Origin of the sequence: Pseudonocardia broussonetiae (assembly GCF_013155125.1) — a bacterium.
Lineage (GTDB): Bacteria > Actinomycetota > Actinomycetes > Mycobacteriales > Pseudonocardiaceae > Pseudonocardia > Pseudonocardia broussonetiae.
This window is the reverse complement of sequence record NZ_CP053564.1, coordinates 6,783,568-6,800,773: the sequence shown is the minus strand read 5'-3', so window position 1 is coordinate 6,800,773 and position 17,206 is coordinate 6,783,568. Positions and strand designations below refer to the sequence as shown.

17 protein-coding genes are annotated in these 17,206 nt (G+C 74.3%); 10 read left to right on the top strand and 7 right to left on the bottom strand.

Translation table 11 applies throughout. The annotated features are described in order from the left end of the window. Positions 1–4: 4 nt before the first annotated feature. The 4 genes from HOP40_RS32785 to HOP40_RS32770 are packed head-to-tail and all read right to left on the bottom strand — an operon-like array spanning position 5 to position 3,591. Positions 5–826 (bottom strand): fumarylacetoacetate hydrolase family protein, encoded by an 822-nt coding sequence (locus HOP40_RS32785; protein ID WP_172166905.1) that lies wholly within the window; start codon positions 824–826, stop codon positions 5–7. Next, the gene (locus HOP40_RS32780; protein WP_172166902.1) at positions 826–1,269 is read right to left on the bottom strand and encodes a nuclear transport factor 2 family protein; all 444 of its coding nucleotides are present in this window, start codon (positions 1,267–1,269) and stop codon (positions 826–828) included. The genes HOP40_RS32785 and HOP40_RS32780 overlap by 1 nt, the downstream gene beginning before the upstream one ends. Continuing rightward, positions 1,262–2,050 carry an alpha/beta hydrolase gene (locus HOP40_RS32775; protein ID WP_172166900.1) on the bottom strand — a complete coding sequence of 263 codons (789 nt, stop codon included), beginning with the start codon at positions 2,048–2,050 and terminating at the stop codon, positions 1,262–1,264. Before HOP40_RS32775 ends, HOP40_RS32780 begins: the two co-directional genes overlap by 8 nt. Further along, positions 2,047–3,591, bottom strand: a complete 1,545-nt coding sequence (locus HOP40_RS32770) for an FAD-dependent monooxygenase (protein WP_172166898.1) — start codon at positions 3,589–3,591, stop codon at positions 2,047–2,049. The genes HOP40_RS32775 and HOP40_RS32770 overlap by 4 nt, the downstream gene beginning before the upstream one ends. Before the next feature lie 110 nt (positions 3,592–3,701). On the opposite strand from HOP40_RS32770, the gene HOP40_RS32765 reads away from it, so the two are divergent. The 3 genes from HOP40_RS32765 (at position 3,702) to HOP40_RS32755 (ending at position 6,605) form a co-directional block, all read left to right on the top strand. Continuing rightward, positions 3,702–4,400: a FadR/GntR family transcriptional regulator gene (locus HOP40_RS32765; RefSeq protein WP_205347005.1), complete on the top strand. Its 699-nt coding sequence runs from the start codon at positions 3,702–3,704 to the stop codon at positions 4,398–4,400. A gap of 685 nt (positions 4,401–5,085) precedes the next feature. After that, a complete protein-coding gene (locus HOP40_RS32760) occupies positions 5,086–5,277 on the top strand; it encodes a ferredoxin (RefSeq protein WP_172166895.1) in 192 nt (63 codons plus the stop codon). A 149-nt stretch (positions 5,278–5,426) separates the two neighbouring features. Further along, positions 5,427–6,605 carry a cytochrome P450 gene (locus HOP40_RS32755; RefSeq protein ID WP_172166893.1) on the top strand — a complete coding sequence of 393 codons (1,179 nt, stop codon included), beginning with the start codon at positions 5,427–5,429 and terminating at the stop codon, positions 6,603–6,605. A 19-nt stretch (positions 6,606–6,624) separates the two neighbouring features. Here the strand turns inward: HOP40_RS32755 and HOP40_RS32750 are convergent, their stop codons facing one another. From HOP40_RS32750 to HOP40_RS32740, 3 genes are all read right to left on the bottom strand, one after another. Further along, on the bottom strand, positions 6,625–8,244 hold the full coding sequence (locus tag HOP40_RS32750; protein WP_205347004.1) for an MFS transporter: 1,620 nt from the start codon (positions 8,242–8,244) through the stop codon (positions 6,625–6,627). Positions 8,245–8,403: 159 nt separating this feature from the next. Next, a complete protein-coding gene (locus HOP40_RS32745) occupies positions 8,404–8,994 on the bottom strand; it encodes a TetR/AcrR family transcriptional regulator (RefSeq protein ID WP_172166891.1) in 591 nt (196 codons plus the stop codon). Further along, positions 8,978–9,616: a TetR/AcrR family transcriptional regulator gene (locus HOP40_RS32740; RefSeq protein ID WP_172166888.1), complete on the bottom strand. Its 639-nt coding sequence runs from the start codon at positions 9,614–9,616 to the stop codon at positions 8,978–8,980. Before HOP40_RS32740 ends, HOP40_RS32745 begins: the two co-directional genes overlap by 17 nt. A 97-nt stretch (positions 9,617–9,713) precedes the next feature. On the opposite strand from HOP40_RS32740, the gene HOP40_RS32735 reads away from it, so the two are divergent. Genes HOP40_RS32735 through HOP40_RS32705 form a run of 7 tightly spaced genes read left to right on the top strand, consistent with a single transcriptional unit; the run spans position 9,714 to position 17,205 of the window. Further along, complete coding sequence (locus HOP40_RS32735; RefSeq protein WP_172166886.1) at positions 9,714–10,058, top strand: DUF485 domain-containing protein; 345 nt, start codon at positions 9,714–9,716, stop codon at positions 10,056–10,058. After that, positions 10,055–11,614 carry a solute symporter family protein gene (locus HOP40_RS32730; RefSeq protein ID WP_172166884.1) on the top strand — a complete coding sequence of 520 codons (1,560 nt, stop codon included), beginning with the start codon at positions 10,055–10,057 and terminating at the stop codon, positions 11,612–11,614. Before HOP40_RS32735 ends, HOP40_RS32730 begins: the two co-directional genes overlap by 4 nt. A gap of 16 nt (positions 11,615–11,630) precedes the next feature. After that, entirely contained in the window at positions 11,631–13,178 is a 1,548-nt protein-coding gene (locus HOP40_RS32725; RefSeq protein WP_172166882.1) for a class I adenylate-forming enzyme family protein, read from the top strand. Between the two features lie 28 nt (positions 13,179–13,206). Then, entirely contained in the window at positions 13,207–13,872 is a 666-nt protein-coding gene (locus tag HOP40_RS32720) for an SRPBCC family protein (RefSeq protein WP_172166880.1), read from the top strand. After that, the gene (locus tag HOP40_RS32715; RefSeq protein WP_172166878.1) at positions 13,869–15,278 is read left to right on the top strand and encodes an aldehyde dehydrogenase family protein; all 1,410 of its coding nucleotides are present in this window, start codon (positions 13,869–13,871) and stop codon (positions 15,276–15,278) included. Before HOP40_RS32720 ends, HOP40_RS32715 begins: the two co-directional genes overlap by 4 nt. Then, positions 15,275–16,414 (top strand): zinc-binding dehydrogenase, encoded by a 1,140-nt coding sequence (locus HOP40_RS32710; RefSeq protein WP_240157399.1) that lies wholly within the window; start codon positions 15,275–15,277, stop codon positions 16,412–16,414. The genes HOP40_RS32715 and HOP40_RS32710 overlap by 4 nt, the downstream gene beginning before the upstream one ends. Continuing rightward, entirely contained in the window at positions 16,411–17,205 is a 795-nt protein-coding gene (locus HOP40_RS32705; RefSeq protein ID WP_172166875.1) for an MBL fold metallo-hydrolase, read from the top strand. The genes HOP40_RS32710 and HOP40_RS32705 overlap by 4 nt, the downstream gene beginning before the upstream one ends. Position 17,206: the final 1 nt, after the last annotated feature.

The following is a 17,206-nucleotide window of genomic DNA, read 5'->3' as shown; positions in this document are numbered from 1 at the left end:
CCTCTCAGGTGGTGCGGTGGCTGACGGGGGTGCTGACGGCGCCGATGCCCTCGACCTCGACCTCGACGACGTCGCCGGGCTGCAGCAGCCTCGGGGGCGTGCGCGCGTAACCCACCCCGGCCGGGGTGCCGGTCGCGACCAGGTCGCCGGGCGCCAGGGTGAAGGTCCGGCTGATGAAGGAGAGGACGTCGGCGACGCTGAAGATCATCTGGTCGGTGGTGGACTCCTGCATGACCTCGCCGTTGACCCGGCTGACCACCTTCCGCCGCCCCAGCTCGCCGACCTCGTCGCGGGTGACGAGGTCGGACATGGGTCCGCTGCGGTCGGCGTTCTTGCCGAGCGTCCACTGGGTGGTGAGCTTCTGGGCGCGCCGCGCGGTGATGTCGTTGAACGCGGCGTAGCCGAACACGGCGGCCTCGACCTCGTGCGGCGCGGCGCAGCTCAGCGGGCGGCCCACCGCGACCATCACCTCGGCCTCCCAGTCGAGTCCCGCCTCGTCGACGGGGACCTGCACCGGCGTGCCGCCGACGGCCAGCGACGCCGTCCAGCGGCCGAAGATCGTCGGGTGCTCGGGGACGTCGAACGGTCCCTCCGCCGCGTGCTCCCGGTAGTTCAGGCCGACGCACAGGATGCGGGCCGACGGCCTGACCGGCGGCGCTGGCCGCACGCTCCCCGCCGGGAGGCGGGTGTCGGCTCGCAGGCCGTCCTCGATCGCCCGGTAGGGGTCCTGCCAGAAGGCCTCGACCGGGCCCAGGGCGATGAGCTCCTCGCCGTCCCGCGCGGCCACGTGGACCGTGCCGGCGTGCTCGTACCCGGTGATCCGCATCAGCCGCCCCCGTACTGGCGGGCGAGCCAGCCACCGGGGGCCGCGCCGTCGACGACGATCGAGCGGTCGCTGATCAGCCAGCGGCCGTCGGGCTGCCGGACGAAGCGGTCCTCCCACCGGCCCCAGTGGTCGGGCGCGGCCTCGTCGGTGACGGCGAGGTACATCGTGCTGACCTGCGCCTCGGTGTCACCCGTGAACGCGATGTCGATCGTGGTGGCGTGGTGCCGGATCGCCGTCGGCTCGTTGCCCCGGACGACCTTGGCCATCTCGTGCGGCCCGACCTCGAGCCCGTCGGGGAAGCGGATCGTGGCGTCGCCGGTGTAGAGGACGGCCATACCGGTGAAATCGGCCTCCTCCTTCGCCATCGCGGCGTAGCGGTGCATCACCGCCGCGATCAGCGCGCGGTCCTCGACCCGGGCGTCGGCCAGGCTGTGGTCACTCATGTCGGTCTCCTCGCGTCGTCGTCTGCAGGTGGCTGCGCAGGAACGCCGCGGTGACGGCGATGCTGCTCGGGTCGTCGAAGGCAGGATCCTCGTGCCCCGCCCCGCCGAGCACCAGCAGCGTGCTGCGGGCCCCGGCCCGGGTCAGTGCGTCGTGCAGCCGCCTGCTCTCGGCGATGTCGACCATGCGGTCCCGGTCGCCGTGCGCGATGAGGAACGGCGGGGCGGCGGCACGGACGTGGCTGACCGGGCTCGCCTCCCGGACCAGGTCGGGCGCCGCGGCGAGATCGGCGACGCCCAGCAGCGCGTGCGCGGGGCCACCGGGAGGCAGCAGCGCCGCCTCCAGCGGGCTGCGTGCGGAGTACGTCGAGATGTCGCTGAAGCCGAACCAGGACACGACCGCCTGCACGGCGGTGGGGCCGGACAGTGCGGCGAGGGCGGCGAGCACGGCGCCCGCGGACGCGCCCCAGAGCGCGACCGCGCCGTCGGTGGCGCCGGTCTCGTCCGGGTGGGCGCGGACCCAGTCGACGGCGGCCCGCACGTCGTCCACCGGGGCGGGGAACGTCGCGGCGGGGGCGAGGCGGTAGTCCGGCGCCACGACGGTCAGCCCGTGCGCGACCAGTGCCCGGATCCGCTCCCGGTCCGTGGTCCGGTCGCCGGTGACGAACCCGCCGCCGTGCAGGTAGACGACGGTGCCGGGGGACCGGCCGGGTGGCCGGTGCACCTCCAGCCGCAGGCCGGGGGCGAACTCGTGGGTGCGCGTCGCCGCGACGGCCACGGTCACGCGGGCACCCGGGCCGGAGCCGGGATCTGCGCGAGGAGGTCGTCGATCAGCGCGAGCGACCGGTCCGGGCCGTCCGCCAGCCCGAAGAGGTAGGTGTCGGGCCGGGAGAGCAGGGTCGTGGCGCCGTGCTCGGCGAGGAAGTCGCGGTAGGCGCCCTCGACGTCCTCCACCCGGCCGTCGCCGAGGTGGATCACCCGGACGCCGAGCTCGGCGAGGCGGGCGTGGCGCTCCGGGCCCACGAGGTCCTCCAGCGGGAGCGTGGAGACGATGTGGAAGCCGTGGCCGACCAGGTCGTCCAGCAGGCCCTGGCGCTCGCCGATGCGCACCACGCCCTGGATCGCGACCTCCCCGGCCTGCGCGCCGTAGTCGCCGTCGGGCAGGCGGTGCTGGACCCCCCCGCGCAGCGGCGGGATCGGGGGCGTGACGTCGCCACCGGTCGCCTCGAGGTAGCCGTCGCGGGCCGCGGCCTCCTCGGTCGTGGCGGGGTTGACCATCTTGTAGGCGGCCAGCGAGCCCTCCACGAAGAAGCGCGAGTGCGGGAGGCGCTCGGCCTCGTAGGTGTCGAGCAGCGCGTCCCGCGCGACGCCGCGCAGCACGAGATCGAGCTTCCACGCCAGGTTGGCCGCGTCGCGCATGGCGGTGCACGCGCCCTGCCCCATGTACGGGGTCATCGCGTGGGCCGAGTCGCCGCCGATGAACACGTCGCCCTTCCGCATCGCGCCCGCGATCTGGCTGCGGAAGGTGTAGAGCTTCCGCCGGGTCTGCCGGACGTGCCGGCGCGGGATGCCCACCCGCCGCTCCAGGAACTCCAGCCCGCGCTCCTCGGCGGCCTCGACCTGCCCGTCGTCACCCGGGAGCATCCGCACGTCCGACCGGACCCGCCCGGCTCCGTTCGGACCCCAGAAGTAGGGCTGCTCGAAGTCGAGGTCGAAGTAGCACCGGTTCTCCAGGCCCCGGGGCAGGGGTTCGACCACGTCGTAGTCGGTGAGGATCCAGCGGTCGTCGTGGTGGTGGATGACCTCGACGTCGATCCCGACGGCGTCGCGCACGAAGCCGCTCGCGCCGTCCATGCCGATCACGTAGCGGGCGGTCACGCTGTCCCCGCCGGACGTCGTGACCGTGTACCCGGTGCTGTCGGCGCGCAGGTCCACGACGCTCGTGCCCCAGCGGACGTCGACGTTCGGGAACGTCGCGATGCGCCGCCCCATCGCCGTCTCGATGTTCGGCTGGTGCAGCGTCAGGTGCGACCAGTGGCCGCCGCGCTTGTAGTCCCAGTCGAACCGGCCCTTCTGCTTGCCGTCCGAGCCCCAGATCTCGACCGTGCGCACCGGCAGCGACTCCGCGAGCGCCTCCGCCGGGTCCGCGGCGTGCTGGAGCAGCCGCGCGACCTCCCCGTCGAGGGTGCTCATCCGGGGGAGCCCGTAGGGCTCCGGGAACTTCTCGAGCACGACGATCCGGTGGCCGTGCCGGCCCAGCAGGGACGCGAGCATCTCCCCGGCCGGGCCGAAGCCGACGACGACGACGTCGGTGGTGTCACTCATGCTGCTCCTGTTCACGCGCCATCGCAGTGAAACCCACGAATCCTTCGGGTCTTTTGAGATCTTTCGACGGCGCGGCCCCGATGTCAAGCCCCCCGTCGTAAAGTGGTCGGGTGTTTTCCGTGCCGCAGACGCGGGCCCAGTCGCTGGCCACCGAGATCGAGCGGTGGATCGTCGAGCGCGAGCTCACCGAGGGGAGTCGCATCGCGACGATGGACGAGCTGCGCGAGCAGACCGGGCTCGGCCGCGCGACCATCAGCGAGGCGGCGCGGCTGCTGTCCGAGCGCGGAGCCGTCGACGTCCGGCTCGGCCGCAGCGGTGGCCTGTTCGTCGCTCAGCCCGCCGCGGTGGTGCGGATGCGCCACACCCTGCTGTCGGTGTCCCAGGACCCCGCGCGGGTCAGGGACGCGCTCGCGGTCCGGGACGCCCTCGAGGAGCTGATCGACGTCGACGCGGCACTGCACCGCACCGATCGCGACGTCCGTGACCTCGACGCGATCATGGCGTCGATGCGGGAGCGGGCCACGTCCCGGGCCGACTTCCTGCAGGCGAACTGGGAGCTGCACCGGCGCATCGCCGAGATCACCCCGAACGAGATCGCCCGGAGCGTCTACCTGGGCACGATGGCCCAGGTCGAGGGCCTGCCCAGCCGGCCGGACGCCGACACCGCCGACGACGCGGCGTACCTGGGCACACGGGTCGACGTCCACGCCGAGCTCGTCGCGGCCATCACGGCGGGCGACGTGCCGCGGACGTCGCGTGCGGTCGAGGCGCACCGCGCGCTGACCTCGCCGAAGGGCGGGGACAGCTGACGATCGCCACCGGCGCACCCGACGGTCTCCCGTACACCGCCGGACGCGCGCGGGACGCGCACCGGTGCGCGGCCGCCGGCTCGGCCCGTCGCTCATCCCACGACCCCGCCGGCGCCGCCTCATGATCACGGTCTCGGCAGGCTTTCCGCTGCTGAGCGACGCAGAGCCTGCCCAGCTGACGATCACGCGACGGCGGGGGCCCGGTGATCACCGGAACCGCACCACCACGGCCCCACCCACGACCCTGACGTCACACTCCTGACGATCGCCGCGCCGCCTCGACGGTCTCCCTCGCACCGGCGGACGCGAACCGGTGCGCACCACCGACTCGGCTCGCCCATCCCACGACCCCGCCGGCGCCGCCTCATGATCACGGTCTGGGCAGGCTTTCCGCCGCTGAGCGACGCAGAAGCTGCCCAGCTGACGATCATGCGACGGCGGGGGCCCGGTGATCACCGAGACCGCGCCACCACGGCCCCGCCCACGACCCTGACGTAGCGCTCCTGACGATCGCCGCGCCGCCTCGACGGGTCTCCCTCGCACCGCCGGACGCGCGCGACGGCCCGGGGAAAGCATCCGGGTATTTCGGCCCGCACGGTTGACAGTGCGGGCCTGCTCGCTGACCATACCGGGATCAACCCGAAAGGTTCGGGTCTTTAATCGGACGACGAGCGAGGGAGCTGCCGTGAGGGTGTCCGTTGACCGGGACCGGTGCGAGGGCTACGGGCTCTGCGTCGAGGAGGCGTCGCACCTGATGCACCTCGACGACGACGGCGAGCTGGTCCTGGACCGCGCCGACGTGCCGCCGGAGTCGTCCGACGCGGCGGAGGCCGCGGTCCGCGTGTGCCCCGTGGCCGCGCTCAGGGTGAGCGCGTGACCGGGCTCGAGCGCCGTCCCGCCCACCACCGGACGACGAACCGTGGGCCGGCAGCGCCCTGCTGCGCCGTCCACCGACGCACCCCGATCGGCCGGCTCCGCGCCCCCGCGCAGCCCGAGCCGGCCGGCACCTGACCCGGAGGCAGACCGATGACGCTCACCCGCACCCCCCACTCGGACGTGGACCTGTTCAGCGACGAGGTCCTCGTCGACCCGTACCCCGTCTACCGCGACCTGCGCGAGCGCGGAGGGGCCGTCCACCTGAGCGCGCTCGACGTCTGGGCGGTCCCGCGGTACGCCGACGTCCGGCGGGCGCTCGGCGACCCGGCGACCTTCTCCTCCAGCGGGATCGCCCTCAACGAGCCGGTCAACCAGATGCTCGTCGGCTCCGTGCTGGCCAGCGACCCGCCGCTGCACGACGCGCTGCGCGCGGTGCTGTCCGAGCAGCTCGGCCCGCGCGCCGTCCGGCCGCTGCAGGCCGGGATCGCCGACCGGGCCGACCGGCTCGTCGAGGCCATGATCGAGCAGGGTGCCTTCGACGCGGTCACCGACCTCGCCGTGGCCTTCCCGTTCTCCGTGGTGTTCGACCTCATCGGCATCCCCGACGAGGTGCGCCCGAAGATGCTCGGCTGGGCGGACGCGACCTTCACCGTCTTCGGGCCCATGAACGGCAGGACCGCCGCCGGGCTGGGCGCGATCGGCGAGATGTTCGGCTGGCTCGGCACGCTGCGGGCGGAGGACCTGGCGGAGGGGAGCATGGGCCGGGCCGTCTTCACGGCCGCCGACCAGGGGCGGATCGCGCCCGAGTCGTGCATCCCGCTCCTGTCCGCCTACACCGCGGCCGGGCTCGACACCACGATCAACGCCATCGCGAACGCCGTCCACCTCCTCGCCACGCACCCGGAGCAGTGGGACCTCGTCCGTGCCGATCCCGGCCTCGTGCCGAGCACGCTCAACGAGGTCCTCCGCCACGACGCCCCCGTCCAGGGGTTCGGGCGCCGGGTCACGACCGAGGTCGAGATCGACGGCACCACGATCGCCGCCGGCTCCCAGGTCCTGCTGCTGTACGGCTCGGGCAACCGCGACGAGCGGCACTACGCCGACCCCGACCGCTTCGACGTGACCAGGAACCCCGTCGACCACCTCAGCTTCGGCTACGGGACGCACACCTGCGCCGGGCAGGCGCTCGCGCGCATCGAGGCCCAGTCCGTGATCGCGGCGCTGGCCGGGCGGGTGCGCCGCTTCCACCTCGGCGAGCCGGTCCGCCACCTGAACAATGTCGTCCGCGGGCTGGAACGGCTCCCGGTCGAGGGGCTGGAGCTCGGCTGAGGTCCGGATCGGCGACCGCCTACCGCTGCTCCCCGTCCAGGTGGGCGTGGAACAGGTGCGCGCCCTCGGGCTCCTCGACGGACAGCGCGTTGGCCCGCTCCTCGCGCTCCCGGTCGGTTCCGGTGAGCCGACCGGTGTGCTGGCGCAGGTGCTCCTCCCAGGTCGGGAACTGCGCGACCAGGACGAACGTCGACGGGTCGGCTCCGTCGCGGTACAGCGTGCAGCTCGACGCGCCGGTGCGCAGGCGACCCAGCCGCACCAGCTCCATGGCGTCGAGGAACTCCGCTTCGTGCTCGGGGGGCACGACGTAGCGCACGGTGACCAGGACCGGGCCCTCCTGCGGGTCCGGTCGGTAGGTGAGCTCGGGTTCGGGCCAGTAGACCATCGAGCTCCGGTCCCAGTCCGCGACGTCGGGGAGCGGCCAGATCCGCACCGTCGCGGCACCTGCGGCCATCAGCACGGCCGCCGCGACGAACGCCGGGACCAGCCCGAACCACTGCGCGACCACCCCCCACAGCAGGGAACCGGCGGCCTGCGACCCGGCGAAGGCGACGTTGAACATCGACAGCCCGCGGGCGCGCACCCAGCCGGGCAGGAACACCTGCAGCGACCCGGTGATGCCCATCAGGACGGAGAGCCAGGCCATCCCGGCGGGTACCAGCAGCGCGGCCAGCACGAGCAGGTCGGTCACCGAGACGCAGGCCAGCAGCGACCCGGCGAAGAGCAGCCCGGACACGACGAGCAGCTGGTTGGGCGAGAGCCGCCCGCCCACCCGCGGCAGCACCGCGGCACCGAGGACGGCGCCGGCGCCGAGAGCGCCCAGCAGCAGGCCGTAGCCGGTGGAGGAGGTGCGGAGCAGCTCGTCGGCCACCACGGGGAGCAGCGCCCAGATCGCCGCACCGGGGAGCACGAACAGCACGACCCGCAGCAGCATCCGCCGCACCACGGGCGAGTTGCGCACGTAGCGCCCGCCGGCGCGCATCGCGCTGGCGAAGCGCTCGGGCGGCAGCGCGCCGTCGGCCGGTGGCCTGCGGGTCGCGGTCAGCGCCAGCACGAAGGCCAGCGCGGCCACGGCGGTGACCGCGAAGACGACGGCCGCGCTGACCTGGGCGAGCAGCACGCCGGCCAGCGCGGGGCCGATCACGCGGGCCCCGTTCACCGCGACCCCGCCCAGCGAGGCCACCGCGCGCACCTGCTCGCGCGGCACCAGCTCCTGCACCATCACCTGGTAGGCGGGCAGGGTCGCGGCCACGCAGGAGCCGAGCAGGAAGGTGAAGGTCAGCAGCAACGCGGGCGGCATGAGGTCGAGCGCGGTCAGCACGGTGAGGCCGGCGCCGACCGCCAGCTGGAACAGCTGGACCGCGATCAGGAGCCGGCGCCGGTCGACGATGTCGGCCAGCGCGCCCGCGGGCAGGGCGAGCAGCAGCATCGGCAGCGTCGTGGCCACCTGGACGAGTGCGACCAGCGCGGCCGAGTCCGGGGCCCCGACCAGGATCCACTGCGCGCCCACGGTCTGCATCCAGACGCCGAGCATGCTGCCCAGCTGGGCGAACCAGAGCATCCGGAACGCGCGGATCCGCAGCGGCGCCCACACCGAGGGCCCGGCGGCGTGGTCGGCCCGCACTGCCGGGTCGGTCACCGTCGACGACCGCCTGCGGCGGCGCCCGGGTCCGACGGGGGTCGCGGACCGCGAACGGTCACGCTCGGAGCACCCATGGAGCGGACTCTACGGCGCCGCTCCTGCGGGAGGAACACGTCCGACACCGCCCGCCCGGGGGCCGCAGGATCGCGGACGGGGTCACTCCGCCCCGACGATGCGCAGGGCGAAGCCGGTGTACTCCTCGGCCACCTGCTCCGCGGTCATCGGCCCGTCGTCGCGGAACCAGCGGGCGACGCTGACGCACATCTCCCGGATGGCGAACGACCCGAGCGCGGGGGAGTCGATCGAGAACCGCCCCGCGGCGACGCCCTCCTCGATGATCGCGCGCAGGGCGTGGTCGTGCGTGCGGCGCAGGGCCTGCATCTCCGAGCGGTGCGGCTCGTCGAGGCTGGAGGTGTCGCGGTTGACCACGATCGCCTCGCGGCGGTGCGTCGCGTGCCGCAGCGCGTAGGCGCGGGTGGCCGCGAGCAGCCGGTCCCGGGGGTCGGTGAGGCCGTCGGTCGCCGCCGTGAAGTCGTCGAGCACGCCGGTGACGGTGCGCCGCACGATCGTGAGCAGCAGGTCGTGCTTGCTGCGCATGTGGTTGTAGAGGCTGGGGGTGCGGACCTCCAGCGCCCCGGCGATCTGGCTCAGCGCCGTGCCGTGGTAGCCGAGCGCGGCGAACAGCGTGAGGGCGGAGTCGAGGACGGCGTCGCTCGTGACCGTCGTCCGCTCACCGGTCCTGGTCATCCGGGGCCCCCTCCACGTGGCCGGCGATCCGCAGCGCGAAGGCGGTGTACTCGTCGGCGACCTGCTCGGCGCTGCGGGCGCCGTCCTCGCGGAACCAGCGCGCGATGCTCACGCACATCTCGAGGATCGCGAAGGACGCGAGGGCGGGGGAGTCGACGCGGAACACGCCGGCCGCGACGCCGTCGGCGATGACGGCCCGCACCGCCCGCTCGTGGTCGCGGCGGCGCTCGCGCATCCGGCCCAGTGCCGGCTCCGGCAGGCTCGCGGTGTCGCGGTTGACGACCAGCGCCTCGCGGCGGTGGGTGGCGTGGCGCAGGGCGTAGACGCGGACCGCCCGGCGCAGGCGCTCCACGGGATCGGTGACGCCGTGCACCGCCTGCTCGAAGTCGGCGAGCACCTCGTCCAGCGTCCGCTCGACGATCCGCTCGAGCAGCTCCTGCTTCGAGCGCATGTGGTTGTAGAGGCTCGGCGTGCGGATCCCCAGGTCGGCGGCGATCTGGCTGAGGGCGGTGCCGTGGTAGCCGCGGGCGGTGAAGACGGTGAGCGCGGCGTCCAGCACGGCGTCGGAGGTGACCGTCGTCCGGACGTCGGGGGCGCCGGTGTCGACGCGCGCCGGGGACATGGGGCCGACTCTACCCTTGCCCTACGAATGAGCGTTAGCTAGTGTCCGCGTACTAACGAGCGTTAACTAGTAGCGCCGACCGCCGGAGGAGCCCTCGATGACGAGACACCAGGACGACCCGACGCCCACCGAGCCGACCGTCGACTGGACGGCGATCCACGGCTCGGCCGAGTTCGGGGAACTGGTGGCCCGCCGGGGACGGTTCGTCCGGACCGCGGCGGTGGCGATCCTGACCTGGTTCGCCGTGTTCCTCCTCGTCGTCGGGGCCGCCCCGCAGCTCGCCGGCACGGTGGTCGCGGCGGGGATGACGGTGGGCTTCCTGCTCGGCCTGAGCCAGTTCGTCCTCGCCTGGTTCCTCACCTGGCGCTACCTGCGCCTGTCGAGCACCGACTTCTCCGGTCTCGAGGACCGGGTCGTCGCGCTCGCGGCGGTGCGGGCGTGAACACGACGCGGCTCCTGGCCTTCGCCCTGATCGTGGGCGTCACGGTGCTCGTCACCGTCTGGGCGTCCCGGCGCACCAGCTCCGCCACCGACTTCTTCGCGGCCGGCCGCGGGATCTCGGGCCCGCAGAACGGCCTGGCCATCGCGGGTGACCTGATGTCGGCCGCCACGTTCCTGGGCTTCACCGGGCTGATGTACCTGTCCGGATTCGACGGGTGGATCATGCCGTCGGTCACGCTGGTGGCGTTCGTGCTGATCCTGCTGCTGTTCGCCGAGCGGATGCGCAACGCCGGCCGGTACACCGTCGCCGACGTCCTGTCCTTCCGGCTGCGCGAGCGGCCGGTGCGGGCCGCGACCGCCGCGTCGACGGTGCTGGTCGCCGTGATCTACCTGGTGGCGCAGCTCGTCGGCGCCGGGGTCCTGATCCGCGCCCTGACCGGGCTGGACTTCGTGCCCGCGGTCGTCCTGACCGGCGTCGCGATGCTCGGCTACGTCGTGTTCGGCGGCATGCTCGCCACGACCTGGGTGCAGATCATCAAGGCCGTCCTCCTGCTGTCCGCGGGCCTCGCCCTGACCGTCGGCGTGCTCGTGCAGACCGGGTTCAGCCTCGAGGTGCTGTTCACGACCGCGGCCGCGAACAGCCCGGCGGGCGACGCCTACCTGGCGCCCGGCGGGTCGGGGCGCTCGTTCCTCGACACCGTCTCGGTGGCGCTCGCGTTCGCGATCGGCACGGCCGCGCTCCCGCACATCCTCATCCGCTTCTTCACCGTGCCCGACGCCCGGCGGGCGCGGTCCTCGGCCGGCTGGGCCACCGCGCTGATCGGCTCGTTCTTCGTGATGACGGCCGTCATCGGCTTCGGCGCCCGCGCCGTGCTGCCCCCGGAGGCGGCCGAGGGGGTCGGCAAGAGCGGGAACCTGGCCGCGCCCCTGCTCGCCGAGCACCTGGGCGGCGGGGCCGGCACCGTCGGCGGTGACCTGTTCACCGCGTTCGTCTCGGCGGTCGCGTTCGCCACGATCCTGGCCGTCGTCGCGGGTCTGGTCCTCTCGGCGTCCGGCGCGGTCGCGCACGACATGTGGACCAACGTGGTCCGCCGCGGCCGCGAGACCGGCGACGAGACCGCCATCGCGCGCTGGGCCGCCGCCGGGATCGGCGGGGTGGCGATCGTCATCACGCTGCTCGCGGGGCCGGACTTCAACGTGGCGTTCCTCGTGGGCCTCGCCCTCTCGGTCGCGGCCGGCGCCAACTTCCCGGCCCTGCTGCTCGCGCTGACCTGGCGCCGCTTCACCACCACCGGGGCCATCGCGGGCATCACCGCGGGCCTGGTCACCTCGATCGCGCTGATCCTGCTCGGGCCGTCGGTCTGGCCCGGCGGCGCCGCCGCGGCGCCCTACCCGATCGAGTACCCGACCCTCGTGGCCATCCCGGTGGGCTTCCTCGCCTGCTGGCTCGGGTCGGTGCTGTCGAGCGAGCGCGGCGCCACGCGCTCCTTCGACGAGCTGCAGGTCCGCTCCCAGACCGGCCTGGGCTCCGAGCAGGCCACGGTCTCCACCCACTGACCGGAGAGGGGTCGCTGTGCTGCACACGGAACTGATCAGGACGGTGCCGGAGACGCTCGACGCGCACGCCCGGCTGCGACCGGACACCCTCGCCTTCGTCGACGACGAGCGGTCGGTCACCTACGCCGAGCTCGCGGTCTCGACGGCCCGGCTCGCCGGCCACCTGCAGGGCCTCGGCGTCGACCGCGGGGACCGCGTCCTGCTCCACCTCGACAACCGGGTGGAGGTGGCCGAGTCCTACCTGGCGATCCCGCGGGCCGGGGCGATCGCGGTGTGCGCCAACCCGGGTGCGGCCACGGCCGAGGTCGCGCACATCCTCGACGACAGCGGCGCCCGCGTCGTGATCACCGACGACGCGCACCTCGACGTGGTGCGGGCGCTCGCCGCCGAGCGCGGCGGCCCGCTCGCCGTGGTCGTCGTCGGCGCCGGTGCGGCCGACGGTGAGGTCCGGTACGCGGACCTGCTCGCCGCACCGGCCGACCAGGGGCCGCGCGACTGCCTGGAGCTCGACGACGTGGCCTGGATGCTCTACACCTCCGGCACCACGGGCCGCCCCAAGGGCGTGCACCTGACCCAGCGCGGCTGCTTCTGGGTGGTGGCGGCGTGCTGGGCCCCGATCGCCGGGCTCGGCCCGGGCGACGTGGTGCTCTCCGCGCTGCCGCTGTTCCACTCCTACGCCCTCGTGCTGTGCGTGCTCGGGGTGGCGGCGGTCGGCGCGAGCGAGCGGATCCTGCCGCGGTTCTCCGTGCAGGAGGTCCAGGAGCGCCTGCACCGCGGCGGACCGGAGGGCGAGGTCACCGTCCTGCCCGGCGTGCCGACGATGTTCCACTACCTGCTCGACCGCGTCGGGCCGGACGGCCTGCGGGCCCCGGCGCTGCGCCTGTGCATCTCGGCGGGCGCGATCCTGCCCGCGGCGGTGAACGAGGCCTTCGAGAAGGCCTTCGCCGTGCCGCTGCTCGACGGCTACGGCATCACCGAGACCTCGACGATGGTCACGATGAACTGGCCGACCGGGTCGCGGGTGATGGGCTCGTGCGGGCTGCCGCTGCCCGGGCTCAGCGTGCGCCTGGTCGACCCGGCGAGCGGACGGGACGTCCTGCCGGGCGAGGAGGGCGAGCTCTGGGTGCAGGGCCCGAACGTCACGCCCGGCTACCACAACCTGGCCGAGGCGACCGCCGCCGTCCTCGTCGACGGCTGGTACCGCACCGGCGACCTCGCCCGCCGCGACGAGAACGGCTACCTCCGCATCAGCGGCCGCACCAAGGAGCTGATCATCCGCGGCGGGGAGAACATCTACCCGGCCGAGGTGGAGGACGCGCTGCTCGCCTCCGACGAGATCCGGGACGCCGCCGTCGTCGGTGCGCCGCACGACCACCTCGGCGAGGTCGCGGTGGCGTTCGTCGTGCCCCGCGGGCCCGGGGCCCTCGACCACGCCGCGGTGCTGGCCCGCGCCCGCGAGCGGCTGTCGTCGTTCAAGGTGCCCGAGAAGCTCATCGAGGTGGACCGGATCCCGCGGACCGGCTCGGGGAAGATCCTCCGCTTCCAGCTGCAGCAGCAGCTGTGACCCCGGTCCGACCAGCAGAGGAGCGCACATGGAGCTGACCCACACGTTCACCGTCTCCCAGCCCGTCGACCGGGCGTGGCAGGTGATCACCGACCTCGAGCGGGTGGCGCCCTGCCTCCCCGGGGCCGCCCTGCTCGGCGTCGACGGCGACGACCACCGCGGTGCCGTGAAGATCAAGGTCGGGCCGGTGACCGCGCAGTACGAGGGCGTCGCCCGGTTCGCCGAGCGCGACGACGCCGCCCACCGCGCGGTGCTGCGCGCCGAGGGCCGCGACGTCCGCGGGCAGGGCAACGCCGCCGCCACCATCGACCTGCGGTTGACCGGGCAGGGCGGTGGCACCCGGGTCACCGTCGACACCGACCTGGAGCTCGCCGGCCGGGTGGCCCAGTTCGGCCGCGGGGTGATCGCCGACGTCAGCGGGAAGCTGATGGGGCAGTTCGCCGCGAGGCTGGAGGAGGAGATGGCCTCCGGTGCGCCGACGGAGCCGGTGCCCGCCGCCGCGCCCGCCACCCGCGGCATCGACGACGTCGAGCCGCTCGACCTCCTGTCCTCCGGGAGCGGCGCCGTGCTGACGCGGGCACTGCCCGTCGCCACCGCGCTGCTGGGTCTGCTGGTCGGCGTGCTGCTCGGCCGCCGCTCCGCAGGGCTCGCCCTCACCCTCGTCCTGCCGACCCCCGAGGAGGGGACCCGATGACCGACGTCCTGCGGGAGACCGCGCTCTACATCGACGGGCGGTGGGTGCCCGGCGGCGGCAGCGACCTCGAGGTGCTGGATCCGGCGACCGAGGAGGTCACCGGCGTCGTCACGCAGGCCTCCACCGACGACGTCGAGGCCGCCGTCGCGGCGGCCCGCGCGGCGTTCCCCGCCTGGGCCGCCACCCCCGTGCCCGAGCGCGCCGCCGTGCTGCGCCGGGTCCGCGACGTCGTCGTGGAGCGCGCCGACGTCTTCGCCGCCACGGTCACCCGCGAGCTCGGCGCGCCGCCGAAGGTGGCCCGTGCCCTGCACGTCGACACCCCCGTCGCCGTCATCGACGCCACGATCGACGCCCTGGAGCGCTTCGCCTTCACCAGCGAGATCGGCAACTCGGTCGTCCGCCGCGAGCCCGTCGGGGTGGTCGCGGCGATCACGCCGTGGAACCTGCCGCTGCACCAGGTGGTCGTGAAGGTGGTGCCCGCGCTGGCCGCCGGGGCGACGGTGGTGCTCAAGCCGGCCGGGCTCACCCCGCTGGCCGCGTTCGAGCTGGCCCGCGCGTTCGACGACGCCGGGCTCCCGCCGGGCGTGTTCAACCTGGTGTCGGGCAGCGGCCGGACCGTCGGTGACCTGCTCACCCGGCACCCGGGCGTCGACCAGGTGTCGTTCACCGGGTCCACGCCCGTCGGGCGGCAGATCGCCGGGGTGGCCGCGGAGACCCTGAAGCGGGTCACCCTGGAGCTGGGCGGCAAGTCGGCGAGCGTGGTGCTGGCCGACGCCGACGACGAGCTGCTGGCCACGGCCGTCAAGATCACCGTGGCCAACTGCTTCCTCAACAGCGGCCAGACCTGCACCGCGCTGTCGCGGCTCGTCGTGCCGGCCGACCGGCTCGAGCGGGTGGAGGAGCTGGCGGCCGCGGCCGCGGCGAAGTACGCGCCCGGCACCCGCCTGGGGCCGCTGGTCTCCGCCGAGCAGCGCAAGGAGGTCGAGTCCTACCTCGACCCGGCGTCCGGCGGCGCGTCCGCGGTCACCGTGTTCGGCGGTGCCGCGCTGCCCGAGCGGGGCTGGTACGTCTCGCCGACGGTGATCTCCCGCGTCGAGCCCGACTCCCGCCTCGCCCAGGAGGAGGTGTTCGGCCCGGTGCTCGCCGTCCTCGCCGCCACCTCCGACGACGAGGCCGTCGCCATCGCCAACAACAGCATCTACGGCCTCGGCGGCGCGGTCTGGGGAGCCGACGGGGAGGCGGCGCTGGCCGTCGCCGCCCGGCTGCAGACCGGGCAGGTCGACGTCAACGGCGCCGCGTTCAACCCCGGCGCCCCGTTCGGCGGGTACAAGCAGTCCGGGACCGGGCGCGAGATCGGCGAGCACGGCATCGCCGACGTCTGCGAGATCAAGGCGGTGCAGCGGTGACGACGACCCAGCCGTCCTCCGTGGACGTCGACGCCTACCCCCACGAGGTGCGCGCCGCCGTCCTGCGGGCCGTCGGCGAGCCGATGACCGTCGAGACGATCCGGCTGAAGGCGGTCGGGCCCGACGACGTCCGGGTCCGGACCGAGCAGACCGGCGTGTGCCACTCCGACCTGTCGCTGGCCCGCGGCGTGCTCGCCCAGCCGCTGCCCGCGGTGCTGGGCCACGAGGCGTGCGGCACGGTCGTCGAGACGGGGGAGCGGGTCACCGACCTCGGGGCCGGGCAGCGGGTGGTCCTGCTGTGGATCACCTCCTGCGGGCGCTGCTTCCACTGCACCCACGACGAGCCGCACCTGTGCGTCACCGGGTCGTCCCGCGCCGGCGAGCCGTACGCGCTCACCCAGGACGGCGAGCCCGTCCACCCCGGACTCACGGTCGGCTCCTTCGCCGAGCAGACCGTGGTGCCGCGCGGCGCCGTCGTCCCGGTGCCCGACGACATCGACACCGTGGACGCCGCCCTGCTGGGCTGCGCGGTGACGACCGGGGTCGGCGCGGTCGTCAGCACCGCGCAGGTCCCCTACGACTCGTCGGTGCTGGTCATCGGCCTCGGCGGGGTGGGGCTGTCGGTCGTCCAGGGCGCCCGGCTCGTCGGGGCGTCGACGATCATCGCGGTGGACCGCACCGTCGAGAAGGCGGAGCTCGCGCTCGCCGCCGGGGCGACGCACTTCCTCCCGGCCGACGACGGCACGAAGAAGGCCGTGCGCGCGCTCACCGACGGACGCGGCGCCGACTCCGCCTTCGACTGCGTCGGGTCCTCGCGCACGATCCGCGACATGTGGTCCATGACCCGCCGCGGCGGGTCGGCCACGGTGGTCGGCATCGGCGGCAAGGACGACGTGGTGTCGTTCAGCGCGCTGGAGCTGTTCCACTTCGCCCGGACGCTGCGCGGCTGCGTGGCCGGCTCGCTCGACGCCGCCGCCGACATGCCGCGCTTCTTCGACTGGGTCCGGGCCGGGGACCTCGACCTGCGACAGCTGGTCACCGGAACCGGCACACTCACCGACGTGGACGCCGCGCTCGACGAGCTCGCCGCGGGCCGCGGCGTCCGCACCGTCCTGCAGCCGGGAGGTGCCCGATGAGGATCGGGTCGATCGAGGTCCTGCCCGTGCTCGACGGCACCGGCCGCGAACCGGCCGCGGAGGTGCTGACCCGCCCGGGTGTGCCCGACGCGTGGTCCTGCCACGCCGAGCACCTCGACGCCGACGGCGTGCTGACCCTCGCCCTCGGCGGCTTCCTCGTCCGCACCGGTGACCGCACGGTGCTCGTCGACGCCGGGGTGGGCACCATCGACAACGGGAAGTACGCGGGCGGGGGCCTGCTCGACTCGCTGCGCGGGCACCGGGTGGGCCCCGAGGACGTCACCGATGTCGTGTTCACCCACCTGCACTTCGACCACGTCGGGTGGGCCACGAAGAAGGGGCGGGTCGTGTTCCCGAACGCGACCTACCGCGTCCACGCCGACGACTGGGCGCACTTCGTGTCCTCGCCCACCGCCGAGCCCGGCGCGGTCCGCAAGCTGTCGCCGCTGGAGCCGCAGCTGGAGGTCTTCGACGGCGAGGTGACCCTCGCCCCGGGCCTGACCGCGCGCCCCGCGCCCGGCCACACCCCCGGCTCCACCGTCTACGTGGTGTCGAGCGGTGACGAGCGCGCGCTGCTGCTCGGCGACGTCGTCCACTCCGTGGTGGAGTTGGGCGAGCGCGACTGGGAGGCGGTCTTCGACGTCGACCCGGTGGCCGCGGGCGCGGTGCGCAACGCGCTCGCCGACGAGGTCGCCGACTCCACCGACCTCGTCGTCGGCGCCCACTTCCCGGGCCTGCGCTTCGGCCGCGTCGTCACCGCCTTCGGCAACCGCACCTTCCGAGCCATCTGAG